The organism is Sporosarcina saromensis (assembly GCF_054901285.1).
This window is the reverse complement of record NZ_CM142738.1, coordinates 1,724,567-1,746,075: the sequence shown is the minus strand read 5'-3', so window position 1 is coordinate 1,746,075 and position 21,509 is coordinate 1,724,567. Positions and strand designations below refer to the sequence as shown.

General features: G+C 38.9%; 20 protein-coding genes. 3 read left to right on the top strand and 17 right to left on the bottom strand.

Features of this window, described 5'->3' with window-relative positions; translation table 11 throughout:
- Positions 1–258 precede the first annotated feature (258 nt).
- On the top strand, positions 259–813 hold the full coding sequence (locus ACVHUV_RS08660) for a TVP38/TMEM64 family protein (protein ID WP_317946531.1): 555 nt from the start codon (positions 259–261) through the stop codon (positions 811–813).
- Positions 814–1,499: 686 nt separating this feature from the next.
- On the opposite strand, the gene ACVHUV_RS08655 is transcribed toward ACVHUV_RS08660, so the two are convergent.
- The 13 genes from ACVHUV_RS08655 to ACVHUV_RS08595 form a co-directional block, all read right to left on the bottom strand.
- Positions 1,500–1,811, bottom strand: coding sequence for a retropepsin-like aspartic protease (locus ACVHUV_RS08655; protein ID WP_371390220.1), 312 nt, complete (start codon positions 1,809–1,811; stop codon positions 1,500–1,502).
- Positions 1,812–1,875: 64 nt separating this feature from the next.
- On the bottom strand, positions 1,876–2,124 hold the full coding sequence (locus tag ACVHUV_RS08650; protein ID WP_317946527.1) for a hypothetical protein: 249 nt from the start codon (positions 2,122–2,124) through the stop codon (positions 1,876–1,878).
- 261 nt (positions 2,125–2,385) lie between these two features.
- Positions 2,386–3,006, bottom strand: a complete 621-nt coding sequence (locus ACVHUV_RS08645; RefSeq protein ID WP_371390219.1) for a hypothetical protein — start codon at positions 3,004–3,006, stop codon at positions 2,386–2,388.
- A 19-nt stretch (positions 3,007–3,025) separates the two neighbouring features.
- Positions 3,026–3,658 (bottom strand): hypothetical protein, encoded by a 633-nt coding sequence (locus ACVHUV_RS08640; protein WP_317946523.1) that lies wholly within the window; start codon positions 3,656–3,658, stop codon positions 3,026–3,028.
- Between the two features lie 76 nt (positions 3,659–3,734).
- Entirely contained in the window at positions 3,735–4,796 is a 1,062-nt protein-coding gene (locus ACVHUV_RS08635) for a helix-turn-helix transcriptional regulator (protein ID WP_462086755.1), read from the bottom strand.
- Positions 4,797–5,196: 400 nt separating this feature from the next.
- Entirely contained in the window at positions 5,197–6,291 is a 1,095-nt protein-coding gene (locus tag ACVHUV_RS08630; protein ID WP_462086754.1) for a LolA family protein, read from the bottom strand.
- A complete protein-coding gene (locus tag ACVHUV_RS08625) occupies positions 6,291–7,745 on the bottom strand; it encodes a HAMP domain-containing sensor histidine kinase (RefSeq protein ID WP_462086753.1) in 1,455 nt (484 codons plus the stop codon). Before ACVHUV_RS08625 ends, ACVHUV_RS08630 begins: the two co-directional genes overlap by 1 nt.
- A complete protein-coding gene (locus ACVHUV_RS08620) occupies positions 7,742–8,443 on the bottom strand; it encodes a response regulator transcription factor (RefSeq protein ID WP_462086752.1) in 702 nt (233 codons plus the stop codon). The genes ACVHUV_RS08625 and ACVHUV_RS08620 overlap by 4 nt, the downstream gene beginning before the upstream one ends.
- A 347-nt stretch (positions 8,444–8,790) precedes the next feature.
- Positions 8,791–10,353: a hypothetical protein gene (locus ACVHUV_RS08615; protein ID WP_462086751.1), complete on the bottom strand. Its 1,563-nt coding sequence runs from the start codon at positions 10,351–10,353 to the stop codon at positions 8,791–8,793.
- 315 nt (positions 10,354–10,668) lie between these two features.
- A complete protein-coding gene (locus ACVHUV_RS08610) occupies positions 10,669–10,974 on the bottom strand; it encodes a hypothetical protein (protein WP_462086750.1) in 306 nt (101 codons plus the stop codon).
- Between the two features lie 9 nt (positions 10,975–10,983).
- Positions 10,984–12,036 carry a M28 family peptidase gene (locus ACVHUV_RS08605; RefSeq protein ID WP_462086749.1) on the bottom strand — a complete coding sequence of 351 codons (1,053 nt, stop codon included), beginning with the start codon at positions 12,034–12,036 and terminating at the stop codon, positions 10,984–10,986.
- Positions 12,037–12,147: 111 nt separating this feature from the next.
- Complete coding sequence (locus ACVHUV_RS08600; RefSeq protein WP_462086748.1) at positions 12,148–13,134, bottom strand: tetratricopeptide repeat protein; 987 nt, start codon at positions 13,132–13,134, stop codon at positions 12,148–12,150.
- Between the two features lie 17 nt (positions 13,135–13,151).
- A complete protein-coding gene (locus ACVHUV_RS08595) occupies positions 13,152–13,865 on the bottom strand; it encodes a hypothetical protein (protein WP_462086747.1) in 714 nt (237 codons plus the stop codon).
- Between the two features lie 361 nt (positions 13,866–14,226).
- On the opposite strand from ACVHUV_RS08595, the gene ACVHUV_RS08590 reads away from it, so the two are divergent.
- Positions 14,227–14,427 (top strand): hypothetical protein, encoded by a 201-nt coding sequence (locus ACVHUV_RS08590; RefSeq protein ID WP_462086746.1) that lies wholly within the window; start codon positions 14,227–14,229, stop codon positions 14,425–14,427.
- A gap of 474 nt (positions 14,428–14,901) precedes the next feature.
- On the opposite strand, the gene ACVHUV_RS08585 is transcribed toward ACVHUV_RS08590, so the two are convergent.
- A complete protein-coding gene (locus tag ACVHUV_RS08585) occupies positions 14,902–15,441 on the bottom strand; it encodes a PD-(D/E)XK nuclease family protein (RefSeq protein WP_462086745.1) in 540 nt (179 codons plus the stop codon).
- 71 nt (positions 15,442–15,512) lie between these two features.
- On the opposite strand from ACVHUV_RS08585, the gene ACVHUV_RS08580 reads away from it, so the two are divergent.
- Positions 15,513–15,635 (top strand): hypothetical protein, encoded by a 123-nt coding sequence (locus tag ACVHUV_RS08580; RefSeq protein WP_462086744.1) that lies wholly within the window; start codon positions 15,513–15,515, stop codon positions 15,633–15,635.
- Positions 15,636–15,718: 83 nt separating this feature from the next.
- Here ACVHUV_RS08580 and ACVHUV_RS08575 read toward each other — a convergent pair whose 3' ends face one another.
- The 3 genes from ACVHUV_RS08575 to ACVHUV_RS08565 all read right to left on the bottom strand — a co-directional run bounded on the left by ACVHUV_RS08575 (position 15,719) and on the right by ACVHUV_RS08565 (position 21,507).
- Positions 15,719–16,828, bottom strand: a complete 1,110-nt coding sequence (locus ACVHUV_RS08575; RefSeq protein WP_462086743.1) for a DUF4145 domain-containing protein — start codon at positions 16,826–16,828, stop codon at positions 15,719–15,721.
- A 426-nt stretch (positions 16,829–17,254) separates the two neighbouring features.
- A complete protein-coding gene (locus ACVHUV_RS08570) occupies positions 17,255–18,055 on the bottom strand; it encodes a hypothetical protein (RefSeq protein WP_462086742.1) in 801 nt (266 codons plus the stop codon).
- 11 nt (positions 18,056–18,066) lie between these two features.
- The gene (locus ACVHUV_RS08565) at positions 18,067–21,507 is read right to left on the bottom strand and encodes a DUF6079 family protein (protein ID WP_462086741.1); all 3,441 of its coding nucleotides are present in this window, start codon (positions 21,505–21,507) and stop codon (positions 18,067–18,069) included.
- Between the last annotated feature and the right edge of the window lie 2 nt (positions 21,508–21,509).

Here is a 21,509-nt window from a genome sequence, read left to right as displayed (position 1 = left end):
TTTCATCTTGTCTTTCATATGAAATGTCGTTTGCCATCACAATATAAATACATGATTTGTGCTTTTTTTCCGTATTCCCTACTGTCCACTTACCTAAGAGTATGTCCCATAACCATTTCAGGTAGGTACCGAAAGAGAAAGGAACAAGTCCTTTCTATATCTCCCACACAAAATATGGAAACTTCACGAATGCATGGTACGAGCCACCCTCCACCAATATGAGCTATACTAGAGCTAAAACAACGTAAAGGACCGATTATGGATCAATTACTTTTAGACATTCTAGAAAATGAAAGGCCTTATGCATGGATCTATCAATTCTTCATAATGGCAATCGTTTCAATGATTCCCTTTGCGCCAATTCCTGTACTCGCTGCATTCATTGCAAGTAATCATGCGTTCTTTCCGGGTTTTGCCATTAACATGCTCGGGACAACGCTCGGATCCTTCCTGTTATTTCTCTTTAGTAAAAGCGTACTGCGTCACGCCGCACGAAACTATGTAACCAAGAAGAAGCACTTATCGAAATACCTTGCGCTCATTGAAAAAAACGGCTTTTTAGCTGTACTGCTTGGTCGGATTATTCCAATTGTCCCTTCAGCAGGCATTAATCTAATCGCGGGGATATCAAATGTAGGGGTTGGTGCCTTTATCACCGCAACATTGTTAGGCAAGCTTCCCGTCATACTCGCCTATTCACTCGCCGGCCATCAAATCGCTGCAGGCAATTGGGGTACTGTATTGATTGTTGCCCTTTATGTACTCATTCTGTTTTTAATAGGGGGTAAATTAAAGCGGAAGTGGAGTAATTGAATAAAAGAACCAGCTACTCGCTTTTCACGTTGCCCCATCACATGTTGTATTACAATATCCTCTATCAACTACAAAATTGTAACAAGTAGGAGTTCCAAGAACGTAAAAAGCCACCCCCACTAAGAGGATGGCTTTTCCTTTTTGGACCACTCGAGATGGTCAGTTAAAAATCTTTTAGGCCGCACTACAGATTTTTATCTGCAAGGGCAATATTAGTATATGTATTACATTTAATTTTCATAATAACAATTTTTCAATGAAAAAATCAAGAGAAAGTAGAATAGATGCTATAAATAAACCGTTATTTTTTAGTATACAACCTTCTTATCTTATCGTCGATCAAGTCCATCTGTTCAGATGTTAGCTTGAATACGCCATCACCCTTCTTCTTCGGCTAGTATGACGGTGCCTGTGCCAGAAACATTCATGTTAATTTAGACAACTTGTATGAATATGCAATCAAAAATACAAACACATCAACTACAACAACTCATATATATATATATATATATATATATATATATATATATATATATATATATATGCAATTGTAGTTAATTAACTGAATTTAACATTACACAGTACCCAATTTTCAACGGCAAATCCATCAATTGGAACATACTCTATATATGCAATTGTAGCGAATTAACTCAATGCAAACTGGCACAGCTACCCGCTTTTATATGTTAATTTCTTTGGACCAATACCATTTTTTCTAAATCAATTATAAATTGACCATTTATTAATATATCGAGACCTATGAGGCCATTTATGCCCCACTCGTGCAAATTACCAAAATCTAATTTCAGCCTGCATATTTTATGAGGTCCGAGCTTGAGGAAGTCCACTGGTTTCCTGAATGAATATTCCTCGCCACCTATACCATATGAGCTAACCAAAGGGTCACCATTCTCAAAGTATATGCCTAGCTCTTCAACGACATCAGAAGAAATCAACGTATGGGCTGCACCTGTATCGACAACAAGCTTGTCCAGCACTTTGGTTCTTCCTTTGTAAGAAATAAGCATCTCTACTTCAAGTAAACGGTTTACAACCCCAACTTCATAGTCTAATTCCTCTTAAGCCGGTCGGTTTTCTCATTTCAATCATAATTTCTTCAGTACCTGTATGATAAACAATCGTACTATCTTTTGCTCGTAGCAATTCTTTCGTAGCAGTTTTCGGATTTTCAATGACATTTATTAAGGCTACGTCCGTCACGATTTTTTTGTCGGCTTCTACATGAAAGTCAAGGATATTCAATTTTACATACTGATTCGGGTATAATTTACGCACTTCTTCCCATTTCATTTGTAAAACCCCTCCCTGTTCAGTTCTTACCTATATCATAGCATAATCCACTCTATGTCTATATTGATTAACAAACAAAAATGCTGCTCCATCAATTATCCAAAAAGACACAGGAAATCCTTCGTTCGAATAATTTTGACAGTCCCAGAAACATTCACTTCAATTCAATTCAACCAATTTAAACGGAAACATACAATACTCATTACATATGCCTTTGTAGTGAATAAACCAAATTTAACTTGACACAGGCACCCGATCTTATTACTCCATATCCTCAAACGCTTCTGGATAACTCACCGTACCAAATACTTCTCCAGAACTATGGTCCACCGTATCGATTGTTACATTCAATTTCTCTGAATCGACGCCGTTAAACAACTGATATAACATCCCGGTCATTCCGAGTCCCATGGCTGCAAATCCATCAAAGCTGTTTTCGAATGCTTCTTTGTCGACTTCTAGTGTGAATTTAGAGAAGTCTTTGTTGTGTTTGATGTCCATGATGGAGGCGAAGTCTTCGTTGTTGACGAGCTCATCGACATACTCCGTTACATTCGTTTTCATTTCTTGCATCATTTCTTTGTGCTTCGCTTTTGTCATTTTGTACGTGACGGATCCGTCGTCGTTTTTCGTGACTTCTTTAATGCCGTCTTCTTTTGCTTCAGCTACGACTACGTCGATGTCTTCCCCCTCTAGGAAGGAAGCAGGAATTGTCACTTCCACGTTCAATAGCCCTTTATCGACGGCCACAGATCCGCTCGTTTCTTCAGTCTTCTCTTCTTGTTTGCCGTTATCCGCTTTTTCGTTAGCATCCTCTTTAGATGAGCAAGCTACTAAGGTGAATATTGATAACAACAGAATTGCCAATCGTTTTTTCTTCATCATTTTCAACTCCAATTACTTATTTAACAAAAAAGAACACAGGTGAGCCTTCGCTCGAATCATAAGAAACCTTAAAGTCATCTCCGACTTTCACTTGATTTACGATAAAACCTTCCGCTGAGCCGCCGTTGTAAAGCTCTTTGTCTAGTTGGTTCGGAATGACAGCAGATTTCCAGTCATACACTTCCCCTTCATTCGATACGAAGTTGAAATTCATGCTGCTGAAATAAAGGCTGTCGTCTTCGGTTTCTGATTCTTTTAGAAATCCTTTTACTTTTACTAACACATATTCGAACCCTTCATCCGCCGGTTCATTGTACATGTTTTCTTCTTGGATCATTTTCCACGCTTCCTCGCCGCGGATCGTTTCGAGGAGTGTAATGTCGACGAATGATTCATAGGCGTTGAAGCTATCATCGTATATATTTTCTTTCACAGTAATCGTGTCACCGAATGGCAACGGATTGGACCGTGTACCGAGCGGTTTCTCTTTTTCTTTCACTTCCTCTTTTTCCGTTTCTGTTGCTTCGTCAGTGTCTGAAGCAACGTCCGTACTCGACTTCACTTCCCGACTATTTTTCTCGTCAATATCCCCACACGCCGCAAGTATCATCACAACGAAAACACTACAAACCATCAACAATTTCTTCATTACAATGCCCTCCTTTTTTCTCACTCCTTTATTGTAAGGGCATGTGATGAAGAACCTTTGCGAATATCCACAAAGGTTAGAGATAATGCTTATACATTTTTTCAGCTTCCTCTTTCATTCTGCTGACAAGTTCTTGTGGATGCATGACTTTAACGTCACCGCCCCACCGGAACAGCCAGCGGACGAGCCCTTCACTCATCGCTACTTGCGCTTTTAAACGAAATGTCCCATCCTCATGATCTTGTATATTGGCATCCAGGCCGAATCGGTCAATCACTACATTGATAAGCTTATCGGAAAATCTTGCTTCCAATGAAATCAGCTCGCCGCCAAACATATGAAACATCTTCTTCGTATATGCTTGTAAGTCAAAATACGGGTTGGGTACAAATTGCTCGTCTTGTACACGGACGTTCCGCATCCGATCGACCCGGTATTGGCGAATATCATCTACCGATGGGTAATAGGCGACCAAGTAATAACGATCATTGTTCCATACGAGACCGAGTGGTTGGATGATGTAATCTTGCCCTTCATTGCTTAATTGGAATTGAAGGTCTGTCCCATAACGTCCGTATTGAAAGGCGACGATGTGTTTATCATGGGTTGCTTCATGCAGCAGCTGGACGGTTGCAACGATATTCGTCGCGTCTTGTGCGGAAGGCTCCGCCACATGCAATTCATTCGTCAATTGCTTAGCTAGTCTACGGCTTGTCAGCTTCCGGATTTTCATGAGCAAGCGGTTCGTTTCATTCCGTGAAATGAATTTCGCTGCACTGATTGCATCCATGAGTAAGCGAAGTTCATGAATTTCAAACGGCCTGCCGTCATAATAATAATGCTTCGGCATTCCTAGTTTCTCTTGCACCGCTGAAACCGGAAAGACAATCGATTCCTCAAGGGCAGCGACATCCTCCCGCACCGCCCCGATACCCACTTGTGAGTCTTCAGGGAAACGGCTATGTATGTCGTGGATAGACAACCTATCGTCCTCATCTGAATAGGCTTCTAATATACGGATTACTTCCAGGAGACGTTCTCTCGCTGTGATGGGGGTAGAAGGCACTGTCATCATCCTTTCGGGATAGTTTAAGGACTTGGCACTGGGAATTGCGAAGTTCCTAATTATCAATTTCATTGTTAAAGCGATCTTTACTTAATTTCTATTATATCGATGTAAAAGCAGAACTGGAAACTGTATTTTCCTTCATTAATATATTGGTAGGAATTCTTTGATCTTTACTGTATTTACCGTCTTGCTAGCAAACTAGACAGATTCCTTTTACCCAATCAACCTACTAAATTTCCTATCATCTTATCTTAGACACTTAAAAACGCCTAAACGTTGTTACATCAGCGTTCAAGGCGTTTTTTCAAGGATAAAAACAGCGTACTATTTCCCTTACGAGCTCTAAGTCATTTCTAATTTGACGGTGCCAGAAACATTCACGTTAATTCAACCTGACAAAGTCAACCGATTTATAATCAAAGGGACTCAACCTTTACGGTTAAAGAGTCCCTTTGATTTTTGCCTCACTTCATTCCACCAATTTCATTTCTTCAAGATGTTCAATCATTTCATCAAACTCGATTGTCGGGTTTTCCAAAATGACACTATAGACGACACCGTCTTCGACCCAATTCAATAACCGGAAGTTGCCGCTTTCCATTTTCGATCCTTTTTGCCCGCGGATTGTTATTTGCTCTTCTTTAGCTGTTGCGCCGAAATCTACGGTATTCGACATATCCTTAAAGACAGAAATTGAAAATAGTGGAATTCCTTCTTCATCGGTATAGTCTAATGAGAATTCGGGACGTCCTTCCATTCCTTCAATAACTGTTAGGCTAGACAGCTTCATTTCGTCTGTTTCAACGACCATATGGAATGTGCCGAGTTCCGCTTTCACATCTTCCAACGTTGCTTCTTTTGGTGCCATGCTTTCTTTGTCAAACGTCTCTACTTCTGCACCTTCAGGAATATCAAGTGTAAAGATGCCTTCTTCAAATTCCGGATCATACTCAACATTCGTGAATTCCTGTGTCATGACAAGATCAGTGCTCTTTGAGATGGATTTAAGGACCATCCATGTTTCCTTATCAACCCAAATCTCCTGATCACCAATCAACGTATTCCCTTTTTTAGCTTTTGCGCTTATATGGAACGTATCTCTGCCGGCAATCTTCTCGCTGCCTACCGTCGATAAATCATGTGAGTCTTTGACGAGTTCGAGCAACTTTTTTGCTTGTTGTTGAGGAGTCTGCTGGCTGATCAGTTGCATATCCTCCTGCGTCATCGCCATAACTGATGCGGTATTGCTCGCTTTGTCATACATCGTCATGTTTGTACCGTCATTGACCGCGATTGTTTCTTCCGCACCATCAGCAGACGCCATTTCGATGCGGCGTTTTCCATCTTTCGCTACCCATTGCTTCCCGTAATAATCGCCTTCATCGTCATTTGTCTTCATCGTAAATTCTCCATAGAAATCTATTTGTTCATCTGCACCTTTTAGCGCTGCATTCACTACTTCTTGTGGTGAAAACTTATTGTGCTCTGTGTTGCAAGCCGCCAATCCGACTGCAAAAAAGAGCAAGAAACTAACGGCTATCATTGGTTTAATCCATTCTTTCATTACGATTCTTCTCCTTTCATTCTTGGCAACCAGCATATAATCGCTGTTCCGATGTCTGGAACCGAAACCATTCGCACGTCGCCTCCGTGCTTCTCCATAATTTGTTTCGTTATACTTAATCCGAGGCCCGTCCCCCGGTCGCCCGCTTTCGTTCGCGCTGGATCCGCTTGAAATAACGGGTCAAACACTTTTGCGATTTCAGCGTCAGTAAGACCGCGCCCTTCATTTTGGACAATTAAATACATGCCATCTTCCCGCTTGAGTGCTTCTGCGGCGAAAGGAAAGCTCCATTCCGGTGTCTTCCCGACATCTACAGCAGCAAGCCCGATTTCCCCGCCTGGATTCGTATGTGCAATCGCATTTGACATTACATTATCGATGACACGCATCAGTTGTTTAGCATTGACCGCATACTCACCGGTTACATCGCTCACTACACTTAGATTGATTCGTTTCTTTTCACACAGCATGTCATAACCGGACACGAGCATATCGAAAAACTCTCCACCGTCCACTTTTACGTAATCTGTCTCATAATTTTTCGACTGCAATAATGTGTACATCAGAAGGTCATCCAACATCTGCCGCATATACACAGACTTTGAAATGATGACGCTGCGATATTCTGCTTGCTCATCACTTGAAAGTTTTCCCGTCTTTAATGCTTCTGCATAAGCGCGGATGGAGGTGAGGGGTGTTTTCAAGTCATGGGAGATACTCGCAATCATCATTTCCTTTTGTTGCTGCTCCTCCGCCAGTTTACGGTTGGCTTCCGTCAATTCCGACCGCATCCTATCAAAGCTTTTCGTCAGTTCCCCGATTTCGTCATGGCGCGTCGTGATTTGGGTGACCGGCTCCCCTTTTGCGAATGAATCCATCTGTCCCATTAGCTGATGAAGTGGCTTGTTTAATTTCCGGTTGACGAGAATCGTTACACACGTGAACAGGGCAATGAAGAAGACTGAAAAGATTCCTACAACGAACCAGGTCCGCTGTCCGACTCCTGCCACCCATTCATCCCGCAGCAACTGGACTTCGTACACGCCAACGAGCGTAGTGCCGGCAAAAATAGGTTCCTTATAAGTGAAAGCACCGAATTTCTGCTGTAATTCATAAAACCCTTCAAACAATTGCTCTTTCGTAACGAAAGATAGCGGGGTATGCTTCATAGGGTTAGACGTATATAAGACTAATCCGATGTTCGTGTATAACGTCACAGACAAGTGATTGCTTTCAAGTTGTTTGACCTTTGTCAAATCAGCATTCGGCTCGTACAGAGAGGGATCGTTCAACACTGCTTGCATAGCGTTTAGCTCTGTCCACCTTTCCATATATTCAGCGATATTGCGATCCTGATGATAGGCATTAATCCACGCGAACAGTCCGTATGCGGCACCAAGCGGCAACAGCATGACAAGGAAATAGGAGAGCAACAACCACGTTTTGATCTTCATAATCGCTCACCGATGAACCGATATCCTTTGCCCCATACTGTCTGGATGAACCGCGGTGTTTTGACAGGGTCAATCAGTTTTTCACGGAGTTCCTTAATATGTACGGCCACTGTTGGTGCATCGCCGAGTTCCGGTTGTTGCCACACGTGCTGATACAATTCGCCTTTCGAAAAGATGCGTTCCGGATTTTGAGCAAGAAGTTTCAGCAGTTCGAACTCTTTTCGTGTAAGAGCAACTTCCTCTTTTTTAATAAACACACGCTCCATTTGCCAATCAATCGTTAATTCATTCGAATAATCGGCTTGCTGCGACTCCTCCTCAAGACCGTTATACCGCCGCCATCTCCTCAACTGTGAAGAGACACGTGCTTTCAATTCGGCCAGACTGAACGGCTTTGCCAAATAGTCATCTGCGCCAATGCCGAGACCTTCCACTTTGTCCGCATCCTCTTTCCGCGCACTAATCATAATAATCGGCACATCGCTTTTCCAACGGATATTCTGACAGAGTGTAATGCCATCCATTTCGGGCAGCATCCAATCGACGAGCACGAGATCGTACTGACCCTGTTGGAAATCCTCCCATCCTTCCAGCCCCGTCGTCGCCCATGCCACGCCATATCCTTCCTGCCGCAGCGTGTCTTGAATGACGCGAGCAATTTCCACATCATCTTCTACGAGCAATAGCTGTTCACCCATCATCATTCCTCCTGACTCTAATCTATCACCGACATTCCTCAAATCTCGTAACTTTATAAAAGCTTTATAATTCATCCTACCATTTGTCTTCACAAATAAAAACGACCCGTAGAACCTGTAAAAGGTTCGCGGATCGGTGGATATTGTATTGGACGATTGTATTGATGGTGCCTGTGACAGAAACATTCACGTCAATACAATCAATTTGAGTAGTTATGCAAGAATTAACTGCAAACCCATCAACTTAACTATCTATCACTCATGTATATGCAATTGTAGTGAATTAACACTGAATTTAACATGGTACAGGCACCTGTTGTTAAATTCATAACTTATTGCTATTGTTTTTAAGTTCTCGGCCAATTAAAGTCCTTTTTGTAATACTTGCTTTTCAACCGTTGCAAATCATACTCCCATTCAGCAATTGCATGCTTAAATTTAACACGACCATTTTTTTGTCCTTTTCGCATTCTTACAAAACCTGCAATCGTATAGGCTACTCTTTTTAACCCCAATTTTGGAACAGCCCGTATTAATGCTTCCCACCTTTTTTCCCTAGTAGTATCTGTTATTTGATAGCCCATTTTACGCAGAATACTTTGTTCATTTAAACCATTTGACTCGATTTCTGCAGAAAAGCCTTTTCCTGTAACTTCTGTTGTTGGCCAATTAAACAAGGCAGAACTATCACGTAAAACTCCTTTAGAATGGACAGCTACTTCTGGATTTACTATTCTATTTTTAGTTAAATTTTTTGTGTGTTGCGTATAGTGTTCTACCCATACACATCCTGGCAATGCTTCTTTATTTATTTCTTTCAAGCTATTTTTACTCACATACATAGCCGTCTTATTGCTATCAGTTAATACCTCTACTCTTATTGTTTTTATCATCTTTTTCATTTTCTCGTTGTCATAAACAGCTAGATCAATCATCACTTTATGTTTAATATCACTTATTGGTAAATTAGGTGGAAGATTGTATGGCGACAATCTAACTACGCTTTTCGTTATGTTAGAGTTCTTCAACTTTTGAGGAGTTTGTTTCTTTTTGGTCACCATCAAGGTAGTTATTTTTTCTACAATAAATTTCTTTTCAGTACTTGAGAAAATTTTTTCCTTTTTAAAACGTTCTATAACACGATTAATTTTATCAACATCTCTTTTTTCTTTTTTAGACAAGTTTTGTTCAATAAATCTGTAAAATCGAATTGTCCATAATTGGCTTTTTACCAATTCATCGTAATTTCTCAGTACATCTTTCAATAAAGTCTCATGATCTAAAAGAAATCCATACCAAAGTAATTTTGAGAAATTGACATCCGAAAGTTCTCCATTAAATCTTTCTCGATCCGAAAGCAAATCTAAGTAAAGGTGATTGAGTGAGCTATAATCAATAATTAAATAACAATGTAATAGCTCAATAGATAACGATAGATTATAACATTCGTAAAGATTTCCGTCCATTTCGTCAATCTTTGTAGGAAGTATAGATTTTATATTCGCTTCTCCGATAGACTCATCTATTGATTTATAGACCTCACTTTTGGACTCATCATAGTTGTTCAGTAACCACATAACATTGTAATAAATATCTACCTCTAATTCATTGAACTGTAATAAAATTAAATCACATAGTTGCTTAACATTTGTCGCATTAGCTGTCAAGAAAAACTTAGCATGCGTTTGTATTTCAACAAATGTTCTTGTAAGTAGTAAAGCAAGCGAAGCATTTCCCGTCTCAAGAATAAAATTTAATAATCGAATCGAATAATCATGAAATTCAGCCGTTTTCACGTCTTTTTTTATGCCTATATGAGATAAGCATACCAGTTCGTATAAAAATTCATGACTATCATTAATTTTACCAACTCTGTCTATACTGTATTGATTGATATTAGGATTTAACATAAAATCCCCCCACAAATAGTATCTTCTAAAGTATATTGAGATTACATAGTCTGAATTACAAAACCATTTTACTATAATTAACTAAATAAATTAACAAATAATCAAATAATTAATTTTATTCTACCACTTCCTTACATGATTTGTAACTAATTTCATATCTCCTTAATTATCTGATAGATTTAAAGTATTAAGCTAATAAACATCTATTATGCTTATAATACCAATACTTAATCTCTTCACTTTACATCCCAAATCTGATTTATTATTGTTCAATATAAAAATAGAGAAGCTTAACTCGCCTCTCTACGCAATCTCTCAATATACAGCCCTAGTCTCATCCTGACGTCGAACCTCCCTCCCCCTCCGCACAATCCGATCACACGCATCCAATATTTCCATCACAAACAAATACGTGCCATAACACGCCTTCACGTCCAACGTCTCGTCAGCTGTGTGCTCATGCATGTAGCCTGCAAATAGATTCACACTTTCAATTCCACTTTGCGCCCATATATACGTGTCACTTGAGCCCCCTGGTACTGTCCGCCATCTCGCTTCGCCAGATCTACGGGCAATGCGCTCGAGTTCTCTACCAAACGCAGGTGTACAAAATGGAACCATACCGCCTTTTTATGTGACGATATCGTGGGTGCCGCGATGGTCGATGACAAATGCCATATCAACATCCCAAAGGAACGATTTTGCAATTTGGCGAGCACCTTGAAGCCCAACTTCTTCTTGCACGGTAAAGATGTATTTCATCGTCCCTTTAAATTGGCTGCTGGTCATTGATTTGACAACCGACAATACTACATTAACGCCAGCTCGGTCATCCGCGCCTAGTATGCCATCACTGCTCGTCCAACTATCACCTTTCTTAATAATTTCTCGTTCATTCACAATGGCTTCACACGTGTCCAAATGCGCATTTAACAGTACGGTAGGTCCGTATCCATATCGCTTGATTGCTACGACATTTCCATAGTGGTCGACTTCAATATGATCTGTATACGGTTCTAGTTCTCCAGTTACAAATTCGCGAATTCTATCTTCGTTTCCGCTCTCTCCTCGGATGGATAGTAACTTCTCCAATGTCTCATTGAACGATGCTTCCTCAACGAGGTCATTGTTTTTACGACAAATTCTCTCCACATCTTCACGTGTAAGCCAAGAAACTTTTAAAGCAACTTCCGGTAACGTTTTGCGATTAACAGGGAATGAAAGTTGCAACCCTCTTCGTCTACTTTCCAGTCCGAAATGAGCCAACAAGATTTTCGCTTCCCGTGCATACTTCACTTTTTCAAAATATAGTGTAGGCATACGTCGCTCATGACCATCACATGAATAGGTCATAACATACCCAAGCCGGTTCAGCTGCATGACAAGGCCGGCAATGTACACATCAATCTTCTGCAATGGAATTTCAGCCGGCGCATAACTCGCTTCACTTCTACCGTAAATGGATTTCTCTAATTGGCAAATCCACGCATTCTCTGCTACAGCTTCTTCTTTTATGGACAGTAATTGTGTTGAAACAACCATTGTAAGGGGTAGCTTCTCTAAAACAGATATAAGGAGTTGTTGATTGAGCTCGTTTAAAGCGCTTAAATCATACTGTCCTTCTTTGACTTCCGTCACTTCGTAGCCAAAACCAATGAATAATTCTTTCCAGTTCTTCTTCATCTCAACATCTCCAATTCATTTGATAACTCAAGTATACGTACACACCTGTGACACCCCTGTCACACGATTTTCGCGAACAAAAAAACCTCTCTAGCCAGTAGAGAGATTTTCTTATTTAGCATCATATTCAATAATTGAAAATGTACATGGTTCTATTCGATAACTATGCTTACCGGTAACATGTTGAATGAACGGAGAAGGTAACCCAATCGTACGTAGCCTTTCATTAATCCTACGGACTTTCTGCCGATAATTGTCCCAACTAATATCTATACTATTAGCGAGGAATTCATCCTGATAGCCTGTGATCTCGGTTAGCGCAAGCCCTTCTTGTTTGGCAGACTTCAATAACAACCGCTTTAGCAACAAGCCGTTTTGTCGCGAAATCTCTATACTCCGGTTGCCACTCTTTATATATGGCTGATCCAACGTCAGGTCCAGCCAGATTGCGTCCGATTCAACAATCGATTCAAGTTCTTCATAGTGTGTTTGTGAAATGAATGATTCACCTTCGTTACGAATAATCTTATATTCTGACTGACTGAGCAAGTCTTTCACATTATCGGACAGCTCCTCGATACTAATGCCTTCCGTCTCCATCAATTCATCTGACTTCAGTTCATTTACAGTGTGTATAGATTCTTTCACGATCATCATTGCACAATAGCTAATGAATAGATTTGCCTTCATTACCTGATCTGACGACAAAGGAAAATTCGAATCGTTCTCTAAAAGTGCAGCTTGGAAGTATTGAATTGCCTTTATCCAATCGTCCTCTTCATAATGAAGAAATGCGTAACGATAATTCGCCTCCGGATTATAACGATCCAACCTTAGTATTTGCTGGAATGTCTTCTTTGCAACATGTCGATCTTTCTGCTCCATCTTCATATAATACGCATGCTCAATCATAATGCCTATGCAATCGAATTGTCTGTCAGGATTACTAATTTTTAATTTCTTCTCTAATAGCAAAATCTGATAGGACAGATGCGCTAAAAGTGGGCTCGAACCAATCGGTTCGGTTCGCTTTAATTCTAGTTCTTTTGCGTAAAGTTCTTCTAAGCGCACTTTGTCTGTCAGCAATCGTCGACTCATATACTTCCCTCTTTCTATTAGAATACACGCATCCCACGAATCACCCGCATCAAATCAATCGGCACACTTCCCTGCTCCTTCGCCCGATGATAAGCTGCAACAGCATGGAAATAATCACGCATGTATTCCTTATGGTTAATAATCAAAATTTGCGCTAGATCCCAATTTCTTTCAAGTAAATTCACAACTTGCTTGTCAAAGTATGAAGAAGGATTTGTGAATTGGAAATACAAATGCAGTATCATTTGCTCGTCATAATCATCCTCTTCAACTAAATCTTCAGCATTCATTCGTTGGTAATTATACAACATGTATGCACCTTTAAATTTCCCACGTAAAATCTGAACTACGCCCAACCCGAAAGTATGCGCAGCAGCTAGTTGAATAGGTTGCTTCGGATAATAAAATGTTGCATTCGATATATAAGATGTTTTATGAATTTGTATATGGCCATAGCCACGTTTCACAAGTTCTGCTTTTAAAAACTGTTGATGATCCGTATAGACTTTTTCAGATTCAAGCAGTTGCAAACTATCGATTCCGCAAATATGATCATATGCCTTCGTGTCATTCACATCAAGCCCTTCTAAAAACGCTTTCTTAGAACCCAACTCCCATCCTAGAATCGGATCGTTAATATGCTCCATAGAAACAATGGCATAGTCCTTACCGAGTTCCATTCCCTCTGCTTGAACCGAAAAGTGAATGGGTTGAAATGATTTAGTTGTCATTTTATGTTGCCTCCCAGTAGGTAGTAGCGATTTTACGCTCTACTATAATAAGTACATGAGAGGCTGAGAATCACACGCTCACCAAGAAATTGGAGTGGTTATTAAATAACTTCTCTCATTTTTGACAGTTCCTGCGCAAAAACATCACGTCGATTCGACTTGGCATAGGCACTCGCTTTTCAAAACAAAAACATCCATCCATAACAATGATTTGTAAATTAAGGATGGATTACTTTTCAGTACAAATTAGTGCATTAAGGTCTAAAACAATTCGAAACTCACTAAGAATCTGGCACCAATAATCAAGTCTTGTCATAATAAATCCTCTTATAAAATATTCTCATTCAAGGAGGTGTCTAATTTGAATGAGAATAAAATGCTGGCAATTGAGCTTGCCAAGGCATTTATCCAAAACAGTAATGTAAAACCTGTTTACAATAAAGTCTATAAAGATGACGCGGATTTAATCATTTATTCAATTGACAATTTAGAGTACTCCTTCAACGATAATGTATTACATTTTTTGGAGTCACTTAAAAAAGTAGAGGATTACTATTATTAATTTCAATCAAAGTCCATTAGGAATCACTATTTGGTTGTAATAATCAAAAAATTGCACTATAATAAAGATATAAGTATATAATTCTTGAAAATGAATAAACTAAAAAGGACCACCTAATGCTGCTAACATTAGGCAGTCTGTAATAGCAGGTTCCCTACAAGGGGATCAGCTCTGGTATTGAAATAATCCATCCATTATGAGCAGCCACTCAAGGATGGTTTATTTTTTATGGTTAGACGACGATACTGCTACGGCGGCAAATGAAATTGCCAGCATTAGCGCTTCAAATACTGTCATACCGACCACCCTCGAGTCACCTATTCTATTACTCTGTTATTGTACCATACATGCGTTCCTAACATTAAAAACATACTGATTTTTATTTATTTTTAAAAATTAAAATATTTTTCTTTTAGAAGTTAACAGTCGTTACATGGGACTCTCTTGAAAACATGTAAGAAATTCAAGAAATCATCAAACAAGAAGGCTGCATTTTACCTCCGATTCATTGGACCAAAACTTGTTTTCAATTAGTACCGCCACTTGATGCATATGAGAGACAGCCAACAGATCAATTCGCTTGCGGTTAGAAGTAGACAACTCTTTATACACAACAAGATCATGATACGAATGACGGCTCAGCTGAAGTACATCATAATTGGCAATCTTGTCCTCATCCTCATAATTGGCAGGATTGACGAACAACTTCGCGATTAGCTTCTTAATGAAATGCGCGCCTAAATCATGATTTTGCTGCGGATCCATCAACCACGCCAACACATTGGAATGGCGGATTTCATAATTGTCAAATTGAAGAACTTTGAATGGATTAAATCGGTTGAAGTGGTTATGTAAATAGGTGAATTCCTCGGAATCCTCGATGAGGGATAGGATTTGTTGTTGGTGTTGGGCACGGTGAGTTCCTCCTGAATCATTTGATTTTTTAAAATGTTTTTTGTAATGATGAAAAACAGCTTTGTAATAAAAATAACAAGCATATACTAAAAAGACCACCTAATGCTACCAACATTAGGCGGTCTGTCATAAGTAATAACAACAGGTTCCCTTCAAGGAAAATCAGCTAGTTGGACAAAATAATCCATCAGTTAGGAGCTGCTACTCAAGGATGGATTATTTTTGTTAAGAACAACAGTATTGCTACGATTAATGCTGCAAGATGTGATACTTTCCGTGCACCTACATTATAACGAAAATTCAAATTTGACGGTGCCTATGCCTGAAACATTCATGTAAATCGAAGCCATCTATCTTCAAGATGTTGTAACTTAAACTAAACCCCTACCCTATCCAGTTGCTTCCTCTCCAACTGCTCAAACAAACTTTCAATCGTCTTAATCCCGACATTATCATACTTAGCTAGTATCGCTAACTCACTCGGCAATTGACCTACCGTTTCGATCTGATCTTCTTTCAGTTGGCGTAACAGACTTGGGCTGCCGGTAAATTCATCTGCATTAAATGGAATTTTCGCTAACTCTTCAGTGACAACGATATGACGATCTTTATAGAAGAGGAATAACTCTCCGGGGCGTTGAATGACCAGTTCTCTTCTTGTTATTTCTTCTGCAATAAATACTTTCAACTCACTAAAGAAGTTCGCATCATTCTTTTCATTATAGCGTTTGACATGTTTATGGAGACCTTCCAAATTACTTGGAAGCTCACTCATTATTCTCGCTTGTTGTTCAGCCCCTAATCGGATTAAAAATGTTTCAGATTTATCGAATCGCTGTGGTAACAAAAATGCGTCCCGTAAAAAATAGGGGATGTCGACACTATCATCTTTGTAAGAAATCGTACGGATTGCAGTGTATCCTGGCAAAGTAGTCACTCGCGGCGGCTTGACTGCCACTTGTGCTTTTGTTTGATTGCCAGCTTGAATTTTACTCTTTAATAACTCTTCAAGCGACTTCAACCGCAACTCTATCTCAGTAGTATCGTATGTATCGGATTTATCTGGCTTTGGATCGGTATATTCTGGAACAACTATATCTACTGGGCCATACACCTCAACAAACCACTTTACGACTACGTAAATTTGCTCCCATGTACCTAATGCCTCCGAGAAACGGAACTGCCGCACGTCATGTGCAGCTTTGTTTCCCAGCTTGCGAATTCTGTGGAGCGAATCTCGTACATCTGCTGTAAGAAAGCCTCCGTTGTTCAAAATATCTAGTCTTTCTTTAAGTGTGATCCAATCGTCAACTTGAATCTTTTCTTCACGCATAACGAGTAATATAATATTTTCAATAAATCCTCTAGAATGCGTAAGCATCATTCTTGGACTAGAGAAAATTGTAGATTCTAACTCATGAGCAACATCAGCTAACTCTTTTGTGAATGACTCTAGGAATTGATAAAAATAGCTTTCATCGTGCATAGTATGTCCACTCCTATATGTGATGTGAAGGTAAACTTATTAATAGTTCTTAGAATAAACGATTCTGTAACAATTTTACCACAACACTTCCAATTCAAATAGAGCAATCTATGATTTCAACTATTTAAAAAACCGAATCTCGACAATACTCGAAATTCGGCGTGATACCATCGATCTTATTTTTCCACTTATCTGTAAACAATTTAAAAGTTTGAAGGTACCTGTTCCTGACGCATTCCGTGCTCATTTATATGTAAATGTAGCGAATTAACTGATTCCAACTTGACACAGGCACCAGACAATTAGACCGATTCGTCAATCACTTTATTTTCAAGATTATATACATGTTGTAGAATTACTCTAATTCACCAATAACCTTTAATTGCATACCTTTTTCCACAAAAATATAGTGTTTTTTTATAATTTTCAAGAAAACGAACAAACACACGGCACTGTTTCGTCCTGAATCTTCAAAAACTTCTCTATACCTTCTTGGTCCATTCGCTCTCTATACTCTTTTAAAGTATACGGTCCACCATCTTTCTTTAGAATTGATACATCTTTTTCAAAGTGTTTTCTGAAATTCTCTTCCATTTCTTCCTGCAAAGCATACTGATCAGGCCAAATTTTATAAAGTTGTGCATAGTGTTGGAAACCACCACGCACACATCTCCCTGCACAATTGGCATGTGAGAAGCCTAACTCATACATTCTGGGAAGTTTAATCCCCCACTCCTGTTCAATTATCACTTTTACATCTATGTCTTCTCTAAACGTTTCTATCATAGGAAATCTCGTTTCTACTGGTTCAATTGGTCTGTGTGCATAAAATTCTTTCAGGTTATCCGCACGGTGAGATTCGTGGGGACCGATGCCGAAATACAATATAGGTTCTAAATTGTGTTCATCTCGCAGCTCTTCTAAAAAGAATATTGTCTGTTTTACTTTCAATTCCTCTGAACATTTGGCTAAGCGTGAGTTTCCCAGAAACCTGGTGTCAATAAATACTTCTTCTGGGGTCCTGCCGTCAATTCTTTCGGTGATTTCAATACCTATGTAGTCAGCAACCTCTTCCATGAATCTATAGTTATCTTCATCTTCCCAGAGTGTATTAGTGAAGAAAAGTATACAATTTTCAACTCCATGGGTCTGAACCATTTGATAAGCTACATAAGCACTAGAAGCCCCACCACTATACATCGCAACATGAACAGGCTTTCTATCCATCATTTCCACTCCTATTCAAGATACTTTTCGATCAACTTAAACATGATATAGTTAAGTTCCTTCTTCGGAACATTTCTGCCCGCTCTATTAATCATCCTGTCAACGTTTTTCAAAACGACCTCTGACTTCGTCGAAAGTTCAACAGGTTCAATGCTCATATATTTATTATTATAATTCAACTGGATAGCATCTTCATTCAATAAGTCTTCAATACCGTTTATTCCAATGGATTCAAAATCATTTGCCAACTGCTGTTTATACAATTCAAGTGTATTGTCAGACCATCCTTCCAGTTCAATTCCAATATATTCATCAATAAATTGTTCAATTGAAGATGCACGCGATAAACCAGTTAGCATACGGTTTTTGTAGACTGTTTGGTGATCATATTGAAGTAGGAATTGCTCTTTTCCATCAAATTCGTCTATACCCAATGTGTTTGTAAGTAAGTCAGTTACATGCAAAGCGAACCTTCCATAGTAGTTACTGATCACTTCCATCTCTTTAACCACCGTACATACATCCCCTGAAAATTCATGATAGATTCTTTTCATGCTTTCCAAAGGACTGATTTCAGTTCGCCGAATTAAGTCTCTCAATTCTTTTTCACGCTGGGTTAGGTGTCCTGTGATTTGTGTGACTCTAGGTAATTGACGCAACCAGTTCAACAAACCACTGCAAACTTTTATTAATAAAGTTCTATCTTTTACGTTTTCACTGATTAAATAATTCACTTCACATTCTAACTTCTCCATGAATGCTAGCAAACCATCAGAATACTGATGATATTCGTATTGATATTCTTCATAGTCATCGAACATTGTATAAATCTTCTCAGCTTCAACTGCCGAAACGAACATATCATTCCGGTAAAACATCAACTGATCCCACTTGTCACGTAACAGAATGACAAACAATAGTGGAATCAATGGTTTTCTAATGCCAAAAGGTGGTGACTGCATAATATCCACCAGTAAACGCAGATTGCCATCCGGTTTTTCCATGATACAACGCAATAGTCTTTCTCTAAGTTCCTTTAAAATTTCATTTTTCAGCTCTGATAATTCATTAAACTGTATATCGTTATTCTTAATGACTGTAGCATAGATCAAGTAATCAGGACCCTGCCCCTCAATTCCGATATCCTCTTTGTCATAATCCATCAAGACGCCGCTAAGTACCCGATATAATGCTTTTTGTTGCACCCCGTTGACATGCATGCGGTTAACAGCTTCATTCAGTACAAGCGGTGTCTTGGCATAGAGTTCTTCCATAACCTTACTTATATGGTTCTCCAAATCAATCTCGCTATATAGCTGTATTCGCTTACCATTAGTAATCCATATAGGGTCTCTAGAAAAGTCCGTATACTTTTCTAAGAAGTTTGAAATCTGGTATAACAGCTCTTCTTGTAAAATAAGGAGTTCTTCTTCCAGTAGAGCATATTCACTAAGTATTTTTTTGTTTTTCAATACATTTGATACAACCATCTCTTTATCGATTAAAGGCTGAATAACTGAGAATTCAACCGGCACCAAGCTGAACATGAATCTTTTACCTAGAATTTCTTTCGCCTTTTCTAAAGCCGGCTTGAAGTTCTGGATTTTGTCCAATAAAACAAAGTAAATCAAACCATCTGAATCTTTGATTTCGGCCTCGTCTACATGGATATCTCCATTAAGCAGCTCCGCAGCCATCACTATATTGACTTTCATAAACCTCGTCATACTCTTTTGATCGTTATAGCCATTGGCTAAGTAATATTGTTTCCGTAACAGACTTTCCATAAACTCTGTTCTTTTCGCATTATTTAATTTGAGAAACTTTTTGTTTTCTTCTATCACCTCATCTAACAATACGGAACTTCCTTCATGTAATTCCCAAATACTAAGAATTCGGTTATATCGGATAAATTTATATTGAGTTGCTTTTTCGAGCAAGGATTTTACTTGCTCCGATGATATACCAGTAGCGAATGCTATTAATTCAATATCCAGTTTATAGACAGCATTTGAATTACTCAGCTCCCATAATGTTATGAAGCGAAGGACTGAGTAAAGTTGCTCATTTTCTTGATTCTCTACCAGGTTATTAGTGATCTTCTTATAAAGATAAAACGGCTTGAATATTTCATCATCGTAATCATTTCGGAATTTCTGATTAAAGAAGAAATTAAATAAGTTATGAGAGTAGTAATAGTCCTGATTTTTGGCTAGATGATTGAGCAATCCACCTGACTCCTTGCTTTCCAGAAACGTGAATAGTGTTCTTTCATTCTGCCCGAATACTTTCGATATTCTAGGCAGCAAGAAAAGTGCGACTGGGTGAACAGGGAACGATCCTTCTACTACAATTTTCTCGACTTCTTGCTGATTCAGTTCATTGAAGAGGTTGAATTTCCGAATTTCAGCTACACTATTATCGAATTCTTCAACTGAGAATATTGAAGGCTCTACTAACTGGGAGGTATGTTGTTCAGCAATACGGTAAAACGTCGCTGTATCACTCTCTACGAAATATGAATTGAACCGCTTCTCAATCCTCTGAAACTCTGATTTATATTCTTCATTTAACGCCGACATATATTGTGGCATGCTTTTATGGGAAACCAATAGAAAATGCACTAAGTTATCGGATCGGGCGGATAGTTCAGCCAGATCCTGTAGATCTTGCATTGTCCTATAAATTTCTTCTGATTTCAAATTCTGTAGGAAACGTCCGAACTCATCGTAAACAATAAAGACACCAATTTGCTTGTCGCGCAAGATTTCGAGTAAATCCTCCATCTTTTCTAAGAATAATTCGCTATTGTCCACTTTATATATAGCACCTGCTGTTAAATGGCGATAGACCGCTTTGAACCAAGATAGCTCCTGATTCAGCTGATCATCAAGTAGGATATACCATTCCTCTATGGATAAGTTCTTCTCATCTTCTAAAATTTTTAAAAATTTATCATATGTAGAAGGAAACTCTTTTTTCCATTTCATGACGATTGAGTTTATGGAATCAATGTCAGAAGATAAGTTAGATTTAATTCCACTCTTCTCAAAAGCCCTATTAATTGCATTGACAATAGCTTCACTGAACGTCCCTTCATGCCCGGTTAAGGTAATAGGGATATATCGTTTTTCCATTTTAGGTAATTGAGAGATTACGCTATAGATATCTTGATGGACTTTTTCGAACTTGTTGATCAGTTTTCCGATTGCATAATCAGAAACGCTTTTACTAACAACACTTGCAATGATGGACGCTACTAGTGATTTCCCACTACCATAAGGTCCAATCATAATATGCGATTTATTTGACTCGCTATTTACAAAGCCTTCCGCCAAGCCTATCAAGGATTCTGCATGAGATGGAGTTGGAAGATATCTTTCTAGAAAGTCTTTATTACCAATATCGAATTTGATATTCACACTTGTTTTGAATGCCGTTTTTGCTTGCATTT